This window comes from Luteimonas soli (assembly GCF_042648865.1).
Lineage (GTDB): Bacteria > Pseudomonadota > Gammaproteobacteria > Xanthomonadales > Xanthomonadaceae > Luteimonas > Luteimonas soli.
The window spans coordinates 165,552-180,990 of sequence record NZ_JBHRYA010000001.1; the positions used below are offsets into that span (position 1 = coordinate 165,552).

The window sequence follows — 15,439 nt, forward strand, 5'->3', positions numbered from 1 at the left end:
GGTGGGCTCCTGCTGGGTGTCCGGCAGGGATTGCCGGTATTTGTGCGGTGCAGCATAACCCCGGAATTGTTGCGATGCAACATCAAGCAGGTTTCACCGATATTTCCGTTCAGTTTCGATTGGAATCAAAGGCTTGGGCACCCGCAGGAGCGCGAGACCAGTTTTCCCGAGACGGCTGGGCGCGCCCTAGTGCGCTCCTGCAAGACCGGTCAGATTCCCGTACCCGACACCCCGAGCCCACACCCGTCGGGGGCGTAACCCCGACCTACGGCCCGCGGTAGCGGCAGCCGGAGGTGCAGGTTTCGCGCACCACCACTTCGGCGAGCTGCGGCAGGGCCGGCGTCAGCCGTTCCCAGATCCAGGCGGCCAGCCGTTCGCTGGTCGGGTTCTCCAGCCCCTCGACCTCGTTGAGGTAGTGGTGGTCGAGCCGTTCGTACAGCGGCCGGAACGCGGCCTTGATGTCGCCGAAGTCCATCACCCAGCCGCTGTCTGCGCCCGGCTCGCCTGACACGTGCACCTCGACCACGAACGAATGCCCGTGCAACCGCGCGCACTTGTGGCCCGGCGGCACGTTGGGCAGCCGGTGCGCGGCTTCGATGGTGAAGGTCTTGAAGATGTCCATGGGCGTCATTCTACGGCCGCGCCCGCGCGGTCACGCCGTAGGGCGGGTCTTGACCCGCCGCAGAGGGGGAGCTGTCGCCGGCCACGGTTGTCGCGGGCTGTCGGGGGCGTAGCGCCCCGACCTACGGCCATTCGCCGCCTTCTGCAGCTAGCCTTGCGCTTCGCGCTGCAGCAGCGCGCGCTTGCGCTCCACGCCCCAGCGATAGCCGGACAGGTTGCCGTCGCTGCGCACCACGCGATGGCAGGGAATCGCCACCGCCAGGTGGTTGGCGCCGCAGGCCTGGGCCACGGCGCGCACGGCGCGGGGCTGGCCGATGCGCCGCGCGATGTCCGCATACGACGCCGTTGCGCCCGCGGGAATCTGCCGCAGCGCCAGCCACACCCGCTCCTGGAACGCGGTGCCGCGCACGTCCAGCGGCAGGTCCAGGCCGATCGCCGGCGCTTCCACGAAGCCCACCACCTTCGCCACCAAAGCCTCGAACCCGGCGTCGCCGCCGATCAGGTTGGCGTTCGGGAACTGGTCCTGCAGCTGTCGCGCCAGCGCGTCCGGGTCGTCGCCCAGCAAGATGGCGCACACGCCCCTGTCGCTGCGCGCGACCAGGATCGAGCCCAGCGAACACTCGCCGACCGCGAAGCGGATATCGGTGTTGGCGCCGCCGTCGCGGAACTCCTTCGGCCGCATGCCCAGCCGCTGGCCGGCGGTTTCATAGAAGCGGCTGTTGGCTTCGAAACCGGCGTCGTAGATCGCATCGGTGATCGACGCCGCGCCGTCCAGCCGCGTGCGCACCCGGCGTGCGCGATGCGCCACCGCGTAGGCCTTGGGCGTGAGCCCGGTGCCGGCCTTGAACACCCGGTGGAAGTGGTGCGGGCTCAGCCCGGCGCGCCGGGCCAGCGCGTCCAGCGAGGGTGCGGTTTCGGCGGTCTCGATGTGGCGGCAGGCGTCGGCGACCAGGGCCGCGTGCTGCGCGGTGGCCTGGTCGGCGTCGGCGCGCCGGCTGGGGCGATAGCCGGCCGCCTCGGCGGCCGCCGGGGTGTCGAAGAACTCCACGTTCTCCGGCCGCGGCAGCCGCGACGGGCTGCCGGGGCGGCAGTACACGCCGGTGGTGCGCACGGCGTAGACGAAACGGTCGTTCGCGGACGGATCGCGGGCGAGCACTGCGGCCCAGCGGGGGTCGCGCTCGGTCGGTGTCTGCGTGGTGGTGTCGGCGGACTTGTTCATGGCGTTGTCGTGACTTCGGAAGACGCGACCATCATGGGAATGGGGGCAAAAACCGGATATCCGAGTCTTGCGATCAAATTCTCCCACCGGCGCCGGTCCACCGTCCCGCAGGTTCAACCGGCCTTGCGGAACGTGAAATTGATCCGCTGCGCGCCCAGTTGCGGATGCTCGCCGTCCTTGAGCGGCAGCACGCCGTGGTGGCGCAGCCGGTCCACGCCGCCCCAGACGACGACATCGCCGTGCGCCAGCGGCACGCGCGCGGCCTTGTCGGCACGCGCCAGTCCGCCGAACAGGAAGGTCGCCGGCAGGCCGAGCGACACCGACACGATCGGCGCGTCGAAATCGCGCTCGTCCCTGTCCTGGTGCAGGGACAGCCGCGCGCCGGGCGCGTAGCGGTTGATCAGGCAGGCGTCGGGCACGAAGCCGTCGAAACCCGCCTCGGCCGCCGCCGCGGTTGCCAGCCGCTCGAATGCCGCGGGCATGTCCGGCCACGGGCGTCCGCTGTCCGGATCATCGCGCGTGTAGCGATAACCGCGGCGGTCGCTGGTCCAGCCCAGCGCGCCGCAGTTGCTCATCGCCACCGACATGGTGAACCCGCCCGGCGTGACCAGGTGGCGCAGCGGCGCGGCGTCCAGGACGGCTTGCAGTGCCGGCATCACGCCGCCCAGGTGAGGGAGCGCGAAGCCGCCCAGCACGCAGGCCTGCGGCCCGAGCGCGAGGCGTCGGGGCGTCGGGTCTTGCGGGAACAATTGGCCGGACATGCCTGCGGAGCGTGGCGGGGTGGGAAACGCCGAGCATAGGCCGCCCATCACCACGCCCGCACGGACCATCAACCCGATCCAGGTCCGACCAGGAACAGCCACGCCCCAAGACCGGAAGCGACGGCCGCCACCATGGCGACGGTCATCGAGCGCCGGTACTGCCCCGGACTCCCGGACTTCGTGAAACGGGCCACCCACGCGCCGTCCAGGCCATGGCCGGTGATCAGCTGGATGGCGAGCGGAACACAACCGGCCACGACCAGCAGCACCGCACGCGACCCCCTGCCAAGCCCGGCGACCTCGCCCCACCAGGCGCCGCAGGAGAACATGGCTGCAGCGAGCCAGAACGCCCAGGCGAAGGACTTGCCTTCGAAATCCCGCATCGTTGCCATGGCCTCCCCGGTGGCCGGACCAGGCCGGCCCGTCATGTCCGGACGCCCGCACGAGCCAAGGTGCCGGCACGAAAAACCCCGCGAATCCGCGGGGTTGCGTGCGTCCTGCGCGTGGTGGCTATGGGTGGAATCGAACCACCGACCTCGGGATTATGAGTCTCGCGCTCTAACCGTCTGAGCTACATAGCCGCGCGGAACCGCGAATTATTCCCGCGATGATGCGCGCCGTCAATTCGCGGCCCGGTCGCTTGTCGACCCGGCGGGGGCGTGGCAGAGTCGGGGGCAGTGAATTATGGAGTCCGCATCGTGATCGATCCGGACGGTTACCGACCCAACGTCGGCATCGTGTTGATGCATCCGGATGGCCGGGTGTTCTGGGCCAGGCGCGTGCGACGTGACGGCTGGCAGTTCCCGCAGGGCGGGATGAACACCGACGAGACGCCGCTGGAGGCGATGTACCGTGAGCTGGAGGAGGAAACCGGCCTGCGGGCGGACCACGTGGCCGTGCTGGGCGTGACCCCGGGCTGGCTGCGCTACCGCCTGCCGCACCGGGCCATCCGCCGCAACGACAAGCTGGTGTGCATCGGCCAGAAGCAGGTCTGGTTCCTGCTGCAGTTCACCGGCACCGAAAGCGACCTGTGCCTGGACGCCACCGACAAGCCCGAGTTCGACCTGTGGCGCTGGGTGGACTTCTGGTATCCGCTGGAGCACGTGGTGACCTTCAAGCGCGGCGTCTACGCCAGCGCGCTGCGCCACCTGGCGCCGTTCGCGCGCCAGATCGCCGGGCAGCAGGCCGTCCCGCACCCGAATCCGCGGCCGGACGCGCGGGAGCGGCCCGCGGCACGTCGGTCCGGGCAGCGCGGCCAGCGGGGCTAGGAGCCCGGGCGACCCCGCGTTCGCCCGTCACGCCGCGACGGCGCGTTCATGATTGACAATCATTCTCATTCGCAGCCACAATGGCGCCGTTCTCCTGCAGCGACGGCGCTTTCCGAACCATGTACGTGTGCATCTGCAATGGCGTGACCGACAGCGACATCCGCCAGGCCGCCAAGGCCGGCTGCGGTGGCCTGGCCGAGCTCACCATGCGCACCGGCTGCGGTGCCTGCTGCGGCAGCTGCGTGGACACCGCCGCGGAAGTGCTCGAGCAGGCGCGCGCCGAACTCAAGCCCGGGCGCGACAACGTCGTCGCGTTCCCGCGCATTTCGCACGCAGCCTGAACCCGCCCGCTAACCCCTGCCGGCCCGCGCCGGCGCGTCGCCGTGTCCGGAAATGCACGCGGCGATGCACACGATTCGCGTTTCGTCATCGCCGCGGCGATGGGACTAGAGTGGCGCCATCACGAGCCACGGAGACGCGCCATGCAAGGCGACGCGCAAGTCATCAAGTTCCTCAACGAGGCGCTCTACAACGAGCTGACCGCGATCAACCAGTACTTCCTGCACGCCAAGATGCTGAAGAACTGGGGCCTGGACGAACTCGCCAAGCACGAGTACGAGGAATCGATCGACGAGATGAAGCATGCCGACATGCTCGCCGAGCGGATCCTGTTCCTCGACGGGCTGCCGAACTTCCAGGCGCTGGGCAAGCTGAAGATCGGCGAGAACCCGAAGGAAATCCTCGAGTGCGACCTGGCGCTGGAGCTGGAGGCGATCCCGCCGCTCAAGGCCGCGATCGTGCACTGCGAGCAGGTCGGCGATTTCGTCAGCCGCAGGCTGTTCACCGACATCCTCAAGTCCGAGGAAGAGCATGTCGACTGGCTGGAAACGCAGCTCGGCCTGATCGCACGGATTGGCGAGCAGAACTACCTGCAGACCAAGATCGACGGCGACGAGTGATTGCGCCGGCGTCGTAGGTCGGGGCTACGTCCCCGACGGCTTCTGAGGCTCTTGATCCAGAAGCTCCGGAACACGCACGCCGTTTTGCCTGAAAGCCGTCGGGGGCGTAGCCCCGACCTACGAACTCGCGGCTGGTCAGAGTGAATCGGCTTCGCTGCGCTGGGTCGTGCGCAGCTGCTGGCGAACGCGGTGGAACTCGTTGGCCACCAGCGCCACCGCCACCGCGGGGCGTTCGAGCGACTGCTGGCGCGCGCCCATCTCGATGCGCTTGGCGGCCGCCGACAGCGACATGGCGCCGAGGTTGGCGCTGGACGACTTCAGCGAATGCGCGGCGTCGCGCAGGGCCGGGTAGTCGGGGACGCCGGCGGCGCCGTTCTCCAGCGCGGTGATCAACCGCGGCGTGTCCTCGAGGAACACGTCGATCAGGCGGTCGACCTCGCCGCCGAGCATCGCGCGCAGTTCGTCCAGCACTTCCTGGTCGATCAGCGGCGGCGGTGCGACGCGCGGCTGCGCGATCCCGGCGCTCGCGGCGGGCGGTTCGGCCGGAAGCCTGGTGGGAACCGTTGCTGTCGTGGCGGCCGCTGGTCGTGGCGCGGCAGGCACTTCGGTAACGGCAACTGCAGCGGGTACCGGTGCTTCGGCTGCCGTCGTCGCGGAGAACCCCCCTTCCGCGTGCACGATCTCCGGCATCACGATTTCCGGCTCCTGCGCGGGAAGTTCCCCGCCTTCGACGGCGGATGCACCTGCAGCGTCGGCGGCCATGTCGGCGTCGGCCATGGCAATGGCCGCCTCGCGTTCGCGCTCCATCGCGGCCACCTGCGGGTTCCACCAGTGGTGCAGGCAGCGCTCGAGTTCGCTGCGCGTGACCGGCTTGGGCAGGTAGTCGTCCATGCCGGCGTCCAGGCACTTCTGGCGGTCGCCGGCCATCGCGTTGGCGGTCATCGCCACGATCGGCAGGTGGCGGCCGTCGGCGGCGAGGGCCTCGCTCTCGCGCCAGCGGCGGGTGGCGGTGTAGCCGTCCATCACCGGCATCTGGCAGTCCATCAGCACCAGGTCGTAGCGCGACGCCGTCATCTGCATCAGCGCCGCCTCGCCGTTGCTGGCGGTGTCGCAGGTGATGCCGAGCACGCCGAGCAGGCGCTGGCCGACCATCAGGTTGACCGGGTTGTCTTCGACCAGGAGGACCCGCGCGCTGCGCAGGGTGGTGGCGTTGTCGTTGCTGGTGACCATGGTGGTTGTCGGCGTTGCGGCAGCTTCGCGCTGCAGGCTGTCGGGAGTGGTGGAGGCCGGGCGCGCGTTGGTCAGCGCCGCGCGCAGGTCCGCGTCGGGCGCCTGCCGGCTCAGCAGCGTGACGCTGCGCTGGAGTTCGTCGGGGACCGGGTCCTCGCCGTACAGGCAGACCAGGCGCAGGTCGCCGTAGATCGTGCTGCGGCTGATGTTGCGATGCAGGGCCACGGCGGTGTTGCGGATGCCGGCCAGGTCGGCGAGCACCACCGAGTACGCCCACGGCTTGCCCTGGTTGGCGGCGGTGCGCACGCGGTCGAGCGCTTCCTGCGTGGTCTCGACCGAGCTCACCCGCAGGCCCCAGTTGGGCAGCAGCATCGACAGGCGCAGGCGCAGGCGCGGGTCGGCGCTGAGCAGCAGCAGGCGGCCGCCGCTGTTGGCGCTGACCGAAGTCGCGGGCATGTCGCCCTGGACCTTCAGCAGCGGCGCCTCGAACCAGAAAGTCGAGCCGCGCCCGGGTTCGGACTCCACCCCGATGCGCCCGCCCATCAGTTCGACGATGCGCTTGGAAATCGCCAGCCCCAGGCCAGTGCCGCCGTACAGGCGGGTGGTGGAGGTGTCGGCCTGGCTGAAGGCCTGGAACAGCCGGCCCTGGGCCTCGTGCGCGATGCCGATGCCGGTGTCGCGGACCTCGAAGCGCAGCTGGTGCTGGGCGGCGGTCTCGCCGGTCCGGCTCACGTTGATCGTGATTGAGCCGCGTTCGGTGAACTTCACCGCGTTGCTCACCAGGTTGCCCAGCACCTGGCGCAGGCGCACCGGGTCGCCGCGCACCGGCAGGCGCACGGACGGATCGATGTTCAGCACCAGCCGCAGGCCCTTGCTCTGCGCCGGGCGCTCCATCAGCTGGATCACCGTCTCGAGCAGCTCGCGCAGGTTGAAGCCGGTGGACTCGAGCACCAGCTTGTCGGCCTCGAGCTTGGAGTAGTCGAGGATGTCGTCGACGATGCGCAGCATCTGCTGCGACGAGGTGTAGGCGGTGCGCACCATCTCGGCGTGGTCGGGCGCGAGCTGCGCGTGCATCAGCAGGTCGAGCATCGGCACGATGCCGTTGAGCGGGGTGCGGATCTCGTGGCTCATCGTGGCCAGGAACTCGCCCTTGGCCATCATCGCCGCCTCGGCGGTCTGCTTGGCCTGGCGCAGCTGCTGTTCGAGCTGGGTGTGGCGGTCGAGCTCGCGTTGCAGTTCGCCAAGCTCGGCCTCGTCGCGGCGGGCGCGGATTTCGGCGTCCTCGATCTCGCGTTCGCGCTGGCGCGCGGAGACGAACACCCCGATCGAGGCGAACAGCGCCAGCAGCGCGAGCACCAGGGCCACGCCCTGCCACGGCCCGTCCAGGCCGAGTGCGTCCAGCGACATGGTCAGCGCCGCGCCGGCGGCAGCGCCGAGGGTCAGCCAGCGCAGCATCATCGCCGAGGGGCGGGTGCGGGTCACCTTCAGGTTCATAGGACCGAGTTCTGGAAGTCGAAGTCGAGGCCGCCCGCGGCGTGTTGCACGAGGTTGCCCTGGATGTAGTCGACGCCGCTGATCCACAGCGTCGCCGCCGCCTGCGGGTCCTCGACCTGCTGGCCGATCACCTGCAGGCCGAGCCGGTGCGCGCGCTCGATCGCCGCGCGCATCTCGTCGCGGACCGCGCCTTCGCCGAGCTGGCTCGAGTAGCGCGCGGCCAGGCGCATGAAGCCCAGCGGCATCTGCGCGAGCAGGGCGTCGGCCTCGGGCCCGGCGCTGTACTGGCTCAGGCACAGCTGCACGCCGGCCGGGACCATCGCGCTGCAGAACTCCTGCAGCGCCACCGCGTGCACCAGGGCTTCGTCCTGGCGCACGTCGATGACCAGCGACGGGCCGTCGATGCGCGTGCCCTCGAGCATCCCCAGCAGCGTCGCGGCGTAGCCGTCGCGGGTCAGCGTGCGCGCCGACTGGCTGACGAACAGGCGCACCGGGCGGCTCTCGCCGACGCGCTGGTCGAGGATGGCGATGGCCAGTTCGAGCACGTGGCGGTCGATCTCGTGCAGCACGCCGGCGGCCTCGGCCACCGGCAGGATCTCCGCGGCCGTGTGCATGTTGCCGTCGGCGTCGCGCAGGCGCAGCAGCGTCTGGTACTGCGCCTCCTCGCCGCCGGCGACCGCGACGATCGGCTGGTAGGCCAGCTCGAAGCGGTCGTTCATCAGCGCTTCGTGCAGCATCACCACGCGGTCGGCGTCGGCTTCGGCCGCGGCAGCCTCGGGCGGCTGGTGGGCGGCGATGCCGACCGGCAGCTGGCGCGCGTCGCGCAGCGCCTGCTCGGCCGCGGCCAGTGCGGCGCCGGCGTCCTCGAATCCCGAATGCAGCGAGGCGTAGCCGACCAGCGCACGCAGGCGCAGCGGTTCGCCTTCGACCGTGAGCTGGTGGCGGGTGATGCCGTCGCGCAGGCTGCGCGCGAACGTGCCGAACTCGCGCGCGGCCAGCTCCGCGGCGAACACCACGAAAGTGTTGTCGTTCAGGCGCGAGACCAGGTGTTCGCCGGCCAACTCGCCGACGTGGCGCCCGGTGTCGACCAGCGCGCCTTCCAGCGCCGCGTAGCCGAAGCGGTCGCGCAGCGCGGTGGTGTTCTCGATCTCGACGAAGTACAGCGCGCCGCGCGCCTGCTCCGGGATCGCCGCGCCCAGCCGCTGCAGCATCGTCGTGCGCGTGTGCAGCCCGGTCACCGGGTGCCGGCCGTCGCCGCTGCGCTGGCGCTCGAGCGTGCGCGCGCGGCGCACGCGGCTTTCCACCGCCGCGATCAGGTGCCGCGGGCGCACCGGCTTGGTCAGGAAATCGTCGGCGCCGACCTGCAGCACCTCGAACTGGGTCTCCGGATCCGGGTCGCCGGTCAGGAACACGATCGGCGTGTGCGCGAACGCGGCGTGGGCGCGGATCAGCGTGGTGATCTCGGTGCCGTTGAGGCCTGGCATGTGCAGGTCGGTGAGGACCAGGTCGGGGCGGAACTGCTCCATGGCCGCCATGACCTCGCTGCTCACGCCCACCACCCGCGCCTGCATGCCGGTGCCGTTGAGCACGGTTTCGGCGAACAGCGCCTGGCTGGGGTCGTCCTCGACGATCAGCACCCGGTACGGCGCGTCGGCGCCGTCGCCGTGCGGCAGCACCTGCGGCAGCGGCTCGTTGGCTGCCGGCGCGCCTTCGGCCGCGGGCAGCTCGGGGGCTGGCGCGTCTTCGCACCAGCGGCGCCAGTAGTGCGCGGGCGGGGTTTCCGCGCGCAGCACCGCGGCCGGCGTCCCGGCAGAACCCTGCCGGGCACCGCCGGATGCATTCGCGGCAGCGGTTCTTGAAGACGCGGGCACGGCCTTGCTCCCCTGTCGATGCGGCGATTATCCGCACGCACCTGCATACAGCCTACTACGGACCGCACAGTTCGATCAGGACAGGGAAAACCCCAGCCCGCCGGCCGCCTCAGCCCGCCTGCGGTCGCGGCGCGCGCCTGAACAGCCGGCGCCAGACCCACCACACCAGCAGTGCGAAGAACAGGCTGACCGCGACCACGATCGCCAGCGCCAGCCATGGGTGCGCGAACGCCAGCGCCAGCCCGCCGACCACCGCCGCGTCCTCGGTGACCGACGCGGTCCAGTTGCTGACCGGTTCGGGCGAGGTGTTCATCATCGCCCGCGCGCCGCTCTTGAGCAGGTGGCTGGTCAGCGCCACGCCGGCGCCGGTGGCGAGCATGCCGGCGCCGAGGTCGCCGTCCGGCGACAGCGTGGCAGCGGCGAGGAACGCGCCGGCCGGGACCCGCAGCAGCGTGTGCAGCAGGTCCCAGCCGCTGTCCACGCCGGGGATCTTGTCGGCGAAGAACTCGGCGATCGCCAGCACCCCGGACACGCCCAGCACCCACGGCGAGGCGGTCACCTCCAGTGCCTGCGGCAGGTCCAGCCAGCCGAAGAAGCCGGCCAGGCCGATGCCGAACACGGTCAGGTAGACCCGGATGCCCGCCAGCCAGGCCAGCAGGACGCCGATCGCGAACAGGTGGGCTTCGGTCATCGTTGTGTCCCCGGCGCGCCCGGACCATGGGCGGCTCCGCGCAGGTTAGCGCGCCTGCGGGCGGCTGCATGAATGCAGGCGCACGTCCGACGATGGCATCCGGTTGCGCCGCCGCGCCGCCGCCGCTATACCGTGCCGATGACCGAGCCCGACCAGACGCCCGAAACGCCGCCGCCCGACGAAGCCCCCGGGGCTGGGCCCGAGCCAGCGCCGGCCCCCGTCACGCAGCAGGCACGCCGCGGAAAGTGGTGGCTGGCGCTGGTGTTCATCGCCTCGCTGGCATTCGGCGTCTGGGGCGCGTGGAAGACTTTCGCCCCGGCCGATACCACCAGCCAGCCCCGCGACCAGCGGGCACGGGTGGAGGCGCTCGAGCAGCAGGCCGCCACGCTCAGGCGCTCCGACCAGATCAGCCGCGACGCCAACCGCGACCTGCAGGGCACGCTGGCCGAGCGTGACGAGGAAATCGCCGGCCTGCGCGCCGACGTCGCCTTCTACGAACGCTTCGTGGGCGCCACCGGCCAGCGCCGTGGCCTGACCGTGCACCAGTTGCACCTGCAGCCGCAGTCCGACCAGGCCTGGCATTTCACCACCACGCTGACCCAGAACCTCAACCGCGGCGCGGTCAGCAGCGGCGAGGTGACGCTGTCGGTGGAGGGCACCCGCGACGGCAAGCTGCAGACCCTGGACTGGGACGCGCTGCGCCAGGATCCCGACGCGGCCGGCATTGCGTACTCGTTCAAGTATTTCCAGGAAGTCGGCGGCGACCTGGTATTGCCCCCGGGCTACCAGCCGATGCGGGTGATCGTGCGGCTGGCGCCGAAAAGCGGCGCGGCGGTGGAGCAGTCTTTCACCTGGGCCGACGCGACAAGGCGTTCCGAGCCCGGCGCTTGAAGCCCGTCGCCGCGGGCCCCATCCTGTGGCCATGGAAACCAACGTTGCCCACGGCGCGGAGCCCGGCTACCAGTCGCTGCAGCGCCCGCTCGACTTCACCCCCGCCGCGGCCGCCAAGGTCCGCGAGCTGATCGCCGAAGAAGGCAACCCGGCGCTCAAGCTGCGCGTGTACATCCAGGGTGGCGGTTGCTCGGGCTTCCAGTACGGCTTCGAGTTCGACGAACAGCAGGGCGAGGACGACCTGGCGATCGACACCGACGGCGTGGTCCTGCTGGTCGACCCGCTGAGCCTGCAGTACCTGATGGGTGCGGCGGTCGACTACGTCGAAAGCCTGCACGGCGCGCAGTTCACGATCCGCAACCCCAACGCCAAGTCCACCTGCGGTTGTGGAAGCAGCTTCACGGTGTAGATCGGGGGCGTAGCCCCGACCTACGGCCACTCGGCGGAGATTCGGGCACAGGTGGGACAATGACGGCCCGCACGTGACCGGACCCGCGCGAATGCCCTCGCTCCCCGTCGAACGCACGCCCGCGTTCGCCTTCCTCGAATCGCCCCTGGACCGCGCCGAGCACCTGCGCGACGACGCCGGCGTGCTCGCCGCGCGCTGGCCGCTGGCGCGGGTGGTGGTGGTCGACGTCGAAGGCCGTGCCGCGGCCGATGCCGACGGCGCGCCGCTGCGCCTGCACGGTGCCGACATCGCGCCTGCCGACGACGACGCGCCCCTGTTCCTCGGCCTGCGCGACGACGAGGCCTGGTTCGCGGTGCGCGCCGCGAACGCAGCGGACGTCGCCATCCCGCGCTGGATCGACCTGCGCACCGCCGCCGCCGGCTGGCCGGCGTTCGAGGCCACCGCCTTCGCCCAGGCGCGCGCGGTGCTGCACTGGCAGGCGCGGCACCGCTACTGCGGCGCCTGCGGTACGGCGCTCGAATACCGCCGTGCCGGATGGCTCGGCTGGTGCCCGCGCTGCGAACTGGAGCACTACCCGCGCACCGACCCGGCGGTGATCGTCGCCATCACCGACGGCAGCCGCCTGCTGCTCGGCCGCAACCCCGGCTGGCCGCCGCACCGCTATTCCACCCTGGCCGGCTTCGTCGAGCCGGGCGAATCGCTGGAGCAGACCGTCGAGCGCGAGGTGCTGGAGGAAAGCGGCGTGCGCATCCTTCGCTGCCGCTACCTCGCGTCGCAGCCGTGGCCGTTCCCGTCGTCGCTGATGCTCGGCTTCTTCGCCGAAGCGGCGCCGGACGAGCCGCAGGTCGGCGACGAACTCGAGGACGCGCGCTGGTTCACCTTCGACGAGGTCGACGCCGCGCTGCGCGGAGACTCGCCGGAGGGCGGCCTGCTGCTGTCGCCGTCGGTCTCGATCTCGCGCTGGCTGGTCGAGTACTGGCACGCGGCGATGGCCACGCAGGGCTGAGGCGCGTCCCGTCGCGCCGCTGCATTAAACTCCGGCCATGTTCACCACCTTGCTCGCCGTCGTCGTCGCCATCGTCCTCGGCCACCTCGTGCCGCCGTTCGCGGCGGCGGTGCGCCGCTACGGCTGGTTCACGGAATGGATGCGCTGGCTCGACGAGCGCTTTCCCGGCGACGGCTTCTGGCGCGGCCGTTTCGGCATCGCGCTGGCGCTGCTGCCGCCGCTGCTGCTGGTGCTGCTGTTCCAGCTCGCGCTTGCCGGCTCGGTGCTGGGCCTGCCGGCGCTGGTGTTCGGCATCGTCGCGCTGTTCTACGCATGGGGCCCGCGCGACCTTGATGTCGACGTCGATGCGGTGGTCGAGGCTGGCGATCCGGTCGCGCGCCACGACGCCGCGGCACGGCTATGGCCTGCCGGCGCATCGGTGTCGCTGGCCGGCGGGGCGCTGATCGGCGCCGTGTTCGGCAGCGCCAGACGGAGGTGGTTCGGCGTGCTGTTCTGGTTCCTGCTGCTGGGTCCGGTCGGCGCGCTGCTGTATCGCCTGGCCGCGATCGCCGCCGAGGGCAACGCAAGCCACTTGCTGCCGGCCGAAACGGTCGACGGCGCGCGCGGGCTGCTGGCGATCCTCGACTGGCCGGTGGCGCAGCTGATGACGTTGGCGATGGCGCTGGTCGGCAATTTCGACGCCGTGTTCACCGCGTGGCGCGAGAACGACGGCGCATCGTTCTCGCTGGACGCCGGTTTCCTCGCCGCCGCCGCGCGCGCCTGCGTGCGCACCGAGCTGGCCGAAGACGCCGACGACGAAACCGAATCCGGCGTCCCCGGCACCACGATCGTCGACATGCCGGCGTTGCCCGAACTGCGCGACGCCATGAGCCTGGCCTGGCGCATCCTGCTGGTGTGGCTGGCGGTGCTGGCGCTGTTCGTGGTCGCTGGCTGGGTCAACTGACCGGCGACCACCGCTCCTGCAAGAGCCGCTTCGAACGTAACCGGGCCGTAGGTCGGGGTTACGCCCCCGACGGCTCTTGATCTTCGCCTTGGTCTCCGGCCTGCTGCGCCAATGCAAAAGCCGTCGGGGGCGTAACCCCGACCTACGAGCCGTCTCGGCCTTACGCGGCGTCGCGGCGCAGCGCCCGCACTTCCGCTTCCAGACGCTCCGCGCTCGCTTCCCGACCGTCCACCGGCTCGCCCGCTACCACCTCCACGTGCGCGCGGAACCTGCGCGGCACGCGCATCCGGCCCAGGCGTGAGTCGCGGCGGCTCCACATGCTGGTCCACATCCCGCGCAGCGCCATCGGCACCACCGGTACCGGGCGCCCGGCTTCGGCCGCACGCGCGAGCACGCGTTCGACGCCCGACTTGAACGCCGCGATCTCCCCGTCCGTCGTCAACCGTCCCTCGGGGAAGATGCCCACGATCCCGCCATCGGCCAGCGCCGCGTCGATCTCGTCGAACGCGCGCTCCATCAACGTCGGGTTTTCGCGTGCGCCGGCGATCGGGATCGCCTTGCCGGTGCGGAAGATCCAGCGCATCACCGGGATATTGAAGATCTTGTAATACATCACGAAGCGCACCGGCCGCGGGATGCTGGCCGAGAGGATCAACGCGTCCATGTAGCTGACGTGGTTGCACACCACCAGCGCCGGGCCGTCGTCGGGAACGTGGTCGATGCCGCGCGTGCGCAGCCGGTACAGCGAGCGCACCAGCAGCCAGCTCAGGAAGCGCATCAGGAACTCGGGCACGATCGTGAAGATCCAGACCGCGACCAGCGCGTTCGCCACCGCCAGCGCCAGGAACACCTGCGGGATCGTCCAGCCGAGCAATCCCTGCACCGCCAGCGCCGACAGCGACGCGAGCACGATGAAGCCCGAGTTCTGGATGTTGAGCGCGGCGAAGGTCCGCGACATCTCCGACTTCGGCGAGCGCGACTGGATCAGTGCGAACAGCGGCACCACGAAGAAGCCGGTGAACAGCCCGATCCCGACCAGGTCCGCGACAGTGCGCCAGGCGCCCGGCTGCTGCAGGAAGCCGGCCACGTCCAGCCCCGCCACCGTCGCCGCACCGGTGCGCGAGAGCGCCAGGTCGAGGATGAACGCCGTCATCCCGAACGCGCCCAGCGGCACCAGCCCGATCTCCACCGTGCGCGCGGACAGCTTCTCGCACAGCATCGAGCCCACGCCGGTGCCAACCGAGAACAGCGCCAGCGCCAGGATGTACAGCGTCGCCGAGCCGCCCAGGTAGACCTCGGCATAGGCCGGCAGCTGGCTGGTCAGCACCGTGCCGACGAACCAGAACCACGACACGCCCAGGATCGCGTTGCGCACTGCCAGTTGCTTGCGCGCCAGCTTGAGCACCGCGATCGATTCCGGGATCGGGTTCCAGTTGATCTTCAGCCCCGGCGCGCCGGCGCCGGCCGGCGGGATCGCGCGGCTCACCAGGTGGCCGGTGACCGCCAGCGCGACGATGATGCCGCCCGCCGCCCACGGCCCGCCGTCGCCGGCCATCGCGAAGATCGACCCGCCCAGGATCATGCCCAGCAGGATCGAGATCGACGTCCCCATCTCCACCAGCCCGTTGCCGCCGGTGAGCTCGCGCGGATGCAGCACCGCCGGCAGGATCGAGTACTTCACCGGCCCGAACAGCGTCGACTGCACCCCTGTCAGGAACAGCGCCACCAGCAGCACCGTCATGCTGGTGGTGGCGAAGCCGACCGCCGCCAGGGTCATGATCGCGATCTCCATCGCCGTGGTGATGCGGATCAGCGTCGCCTTCTCGGTGCGCTCGGCGAACTGGCCTGCCAGCGCGGAGAACAGGAAGTAGGGCAGGATGAAGATCGCCGGCGCCAGCGTGGCGTACAGCGTCTTCTGCTCGGCGCTCACGCCCAGCCAGAACAGCATCCCGATGATCGCCTGCCGGTAGACGTTGTCGTTGAACGCGCCGAAGCACTGGGTGGCGAAGAACGGCAGGAAGCGGCGCTGGCGCAGCAGCTGGAACTGGTTGTGGCCCGACATGCGATCGTCCCGGT

At 70.7% G+C, this 15,439-nt stretch carries 14 protein-coding genes, 1 tRNA gene and 1 pseudogene; 7 read left to right on the top strand and 9 right to left on the bottom strand.

Translation table 11 applies throughout. From position 1 onward, the window contains the following. Positions 1-265: 265 nt before the first annotated feature. The 5 genes from queD to ACFONC_RS00775 form a co-directional block, all read right to left on the bottom strand. Positions 266-622 carry a 6-carboxytetrahydropterin synthase QueD gene (gene queD, locus ACFONC_RS00755; protein ID WP_386741629.1) on the bottom strand — a complete coding sequence of 119 codons (357 nt, stop codon included), beginning with the start codon at positions 620-622 and terminating at the stop codon, positions 266-268. A gap of 147 nt (positions 623-769) precedes the next feature. Then, the gene (ada, locus tag ACFONC_RS00760; protein ID WP_386741630.1) at positions 770-1,840 is read right to left on the bottom strand and encodes a bifunctional DNA-binding transcriptional regulator/O6-methylguanine-DNA methyltransferase Ada; all 1,071 of its coding nucleotides are present in this window, start codon (positions 1,838-1,840) and stop codon (positions 770-772) included. A gap of 113 nt (positions 1,841-1,953) precedes the next feature. After that, a complete protein-coding gene (gene alkB, locus ACFONC_RS00765) occupies positions 1,954-2,601 on the bottom strand; it encodes a DNA oxidative demethylase AlkB (RefSeq protein ID WP_386741632.1) in 648 nt (215 codons plus the stop codon). Between the two features lie 68 nt (positions 2,602-2,669). Next, positions 2,670-2,993, bottom strand: a complete 324-nt coding sequence (locus ACFONC_RS00770; protein WP_386741633.1) for a hypothetical protein — start codon at positions 2,991-2,993, stop codon at positions 2,670-2,672. Positions 2,994-3,105: 112 nt separating this feature from the next. Next, positions 3,106-3,182: transfer RNA gene (locus tag ACFONC_RS00775), tRNA-Met, on the bottom strand. A gap of 117 nt (positions 3,183-3,299) precedes the next feature. On the opposite strand from ACFONC_RS00775, the pseudogene ACFONC_RS00780 reads away from it, so the two are divergent. From ACFONC_RS00780 to bfr, 3 genes and pseudogenes are all read left to right on the top strand, one after another. Next, positions 3,300-3,818 (top strand): annotated as a pseudogene (locus ACFONC_RS00780) (RNA pyrophosphohydrolase); the annotation flags it as partial. Between the two features lie 170 nt (positions 3,819-3,988). Further along, positions 3,989-4,210: a (2Fe-2S)-binding protein gene (locus tag ACFONC_RS00785; RefSeq protein ID WP_386742187.1), complete on the top strand. Its 222-nt coding sequence runs from the start codon at positions 3,989-3,991 to the stop codon at positions 4,208-4,210. A 141-nt stretch (positions 4,211-4,351) separates the two neighbouring features. Continuing rightward, positions 4,352-4,828, top strand: a complete 477-nt coding sequence (gene bfr, locus ACFONC_RS00790; protein WP_386741634.1) for a bacterioferritin — start codon at positions 4,352-4,354, stop codon at positions 4,826-4,828. 135 nt (positions 4,829-4,963) lie between these two features. Here the strand turns inward: bfr and ACFONC_RS00795 are convergent, their stop codons facing one another. The 3 genes from ACFONC_RS00795 to ACFONC_RS00805 all read right to left on the bottom strand — a co-directional run bounded on the left by ACFONC_RS00795 (position 4,964) and on the right by ACFONC_RS00805 (position 10,114). After that, a complete protein-coding gene (locus tag ACFONC_RS00795) occupies positions 4,964-7,552 on the bottom strand; it encodes a hybrid sensor histidine kinase/response regulator (RefSeq protein WP_386741635.1) in 2,589 nt (862 codons plus the stop codon). Then, complete coding sequence (locus ACFONC_RS00800; RefSeq protein ID WP_386741637.1) at positions 7,549-9,423, bottom strand: EAL domain-containing protein; 1,875 nt, start codon at positions 9,421-9,423, stop codon at positions 7,549-7,551. Before ACFONC_RS00800 ends, ACFONC_RS00795 begins: the two co-directional genes overlap by 4 nt. A gap of 109 nt (positions 9,424-9,532) precedes the next feature. Beyond that, complete coding sequence (locus ACFONC_RS00805; RefSeq protein WP_386741638.1) at positions 9,533-10,114, bottom strand: DUF4126 domain-containing protein; 582 nt, start codon at positions 10,112-10,114, stop codon at positions 9,533-9,535. A gap of 72 nt (positions 10,115-10,186) precedes the next feature. Between ACFONC_RS00805 and ACFONC_RS00810 the strand changes: the two genes are divergently transcribed. From ACFONC_RS00810 to ACFONC_RS00825, 4 genes are all read left to right on the top strand, one after another. Next, positions 10,187-11,005, top strand: a complete 819-nt coding sequence (locus tag ACFONC_RS00810) for a DUF6776 family protein (protein WP_386741639.1) — start codon at positions 10,187-10,189, stop codon at positions 11,003-11,005. A 31-nt stretch (positions 11,006-11,036) separates the two neighbouring features. Further along, complete coding sequence (gene erpA / locus ACFONC_RS00815; protein WP_386741640.1) at positions 11,037-11,414, top strand: iron-sulfur cluster insertion protein ErpA; 378 nt, start codon at positions 11,037-11,039, stop codon at positions 11,412-11,414. Between the two features lie 91 nt (positions 11,415-11,505). Next, the gene (nudC, locus tag ACFONC_RS00820; protein WP_386741641.1) at positions 11,506-12,420 is read left to right on the top strand and encodes an NAD(+) diphosphatase; all 915 of its coding nucleotides are present in this window, start codon (positions 11,506-11,508) and stop codon (positions 12,418-12,420) included. Positions 12,421-12,457: 37 nt separating this feature from the next. Then, positions 12,458-13,363 carry a hypothetical protein gene (locus ACFONC_RS00825; RefSeq protein ID WP_386741642.1) on the top strand — a complete coding sequence of 302 codons (906 nt, stop codon included), beginning with the start codon at positions 12,458-12,460 and terminating at the stop codon, positions 13,361-13,363. 160 nt (positions 13,364-13,523) lie between these two features. Here ACFONC_RS00825 and ACFONC_RS00830 read toward each other — a convergent pair whose 3' ends face one another. After that, positions 13,524-15,425, bottom strand: a complete 1,902-nt coding sequence (locus ACFONC_RS00830; RefSeq protein ID WP_386741643.1) for an MFS transporter — start codon at positions 15,423-15,425, stop codon at positions 13,524-13,526. Positions 15,426-15,439: the final 14 nt, after the last annotated feature.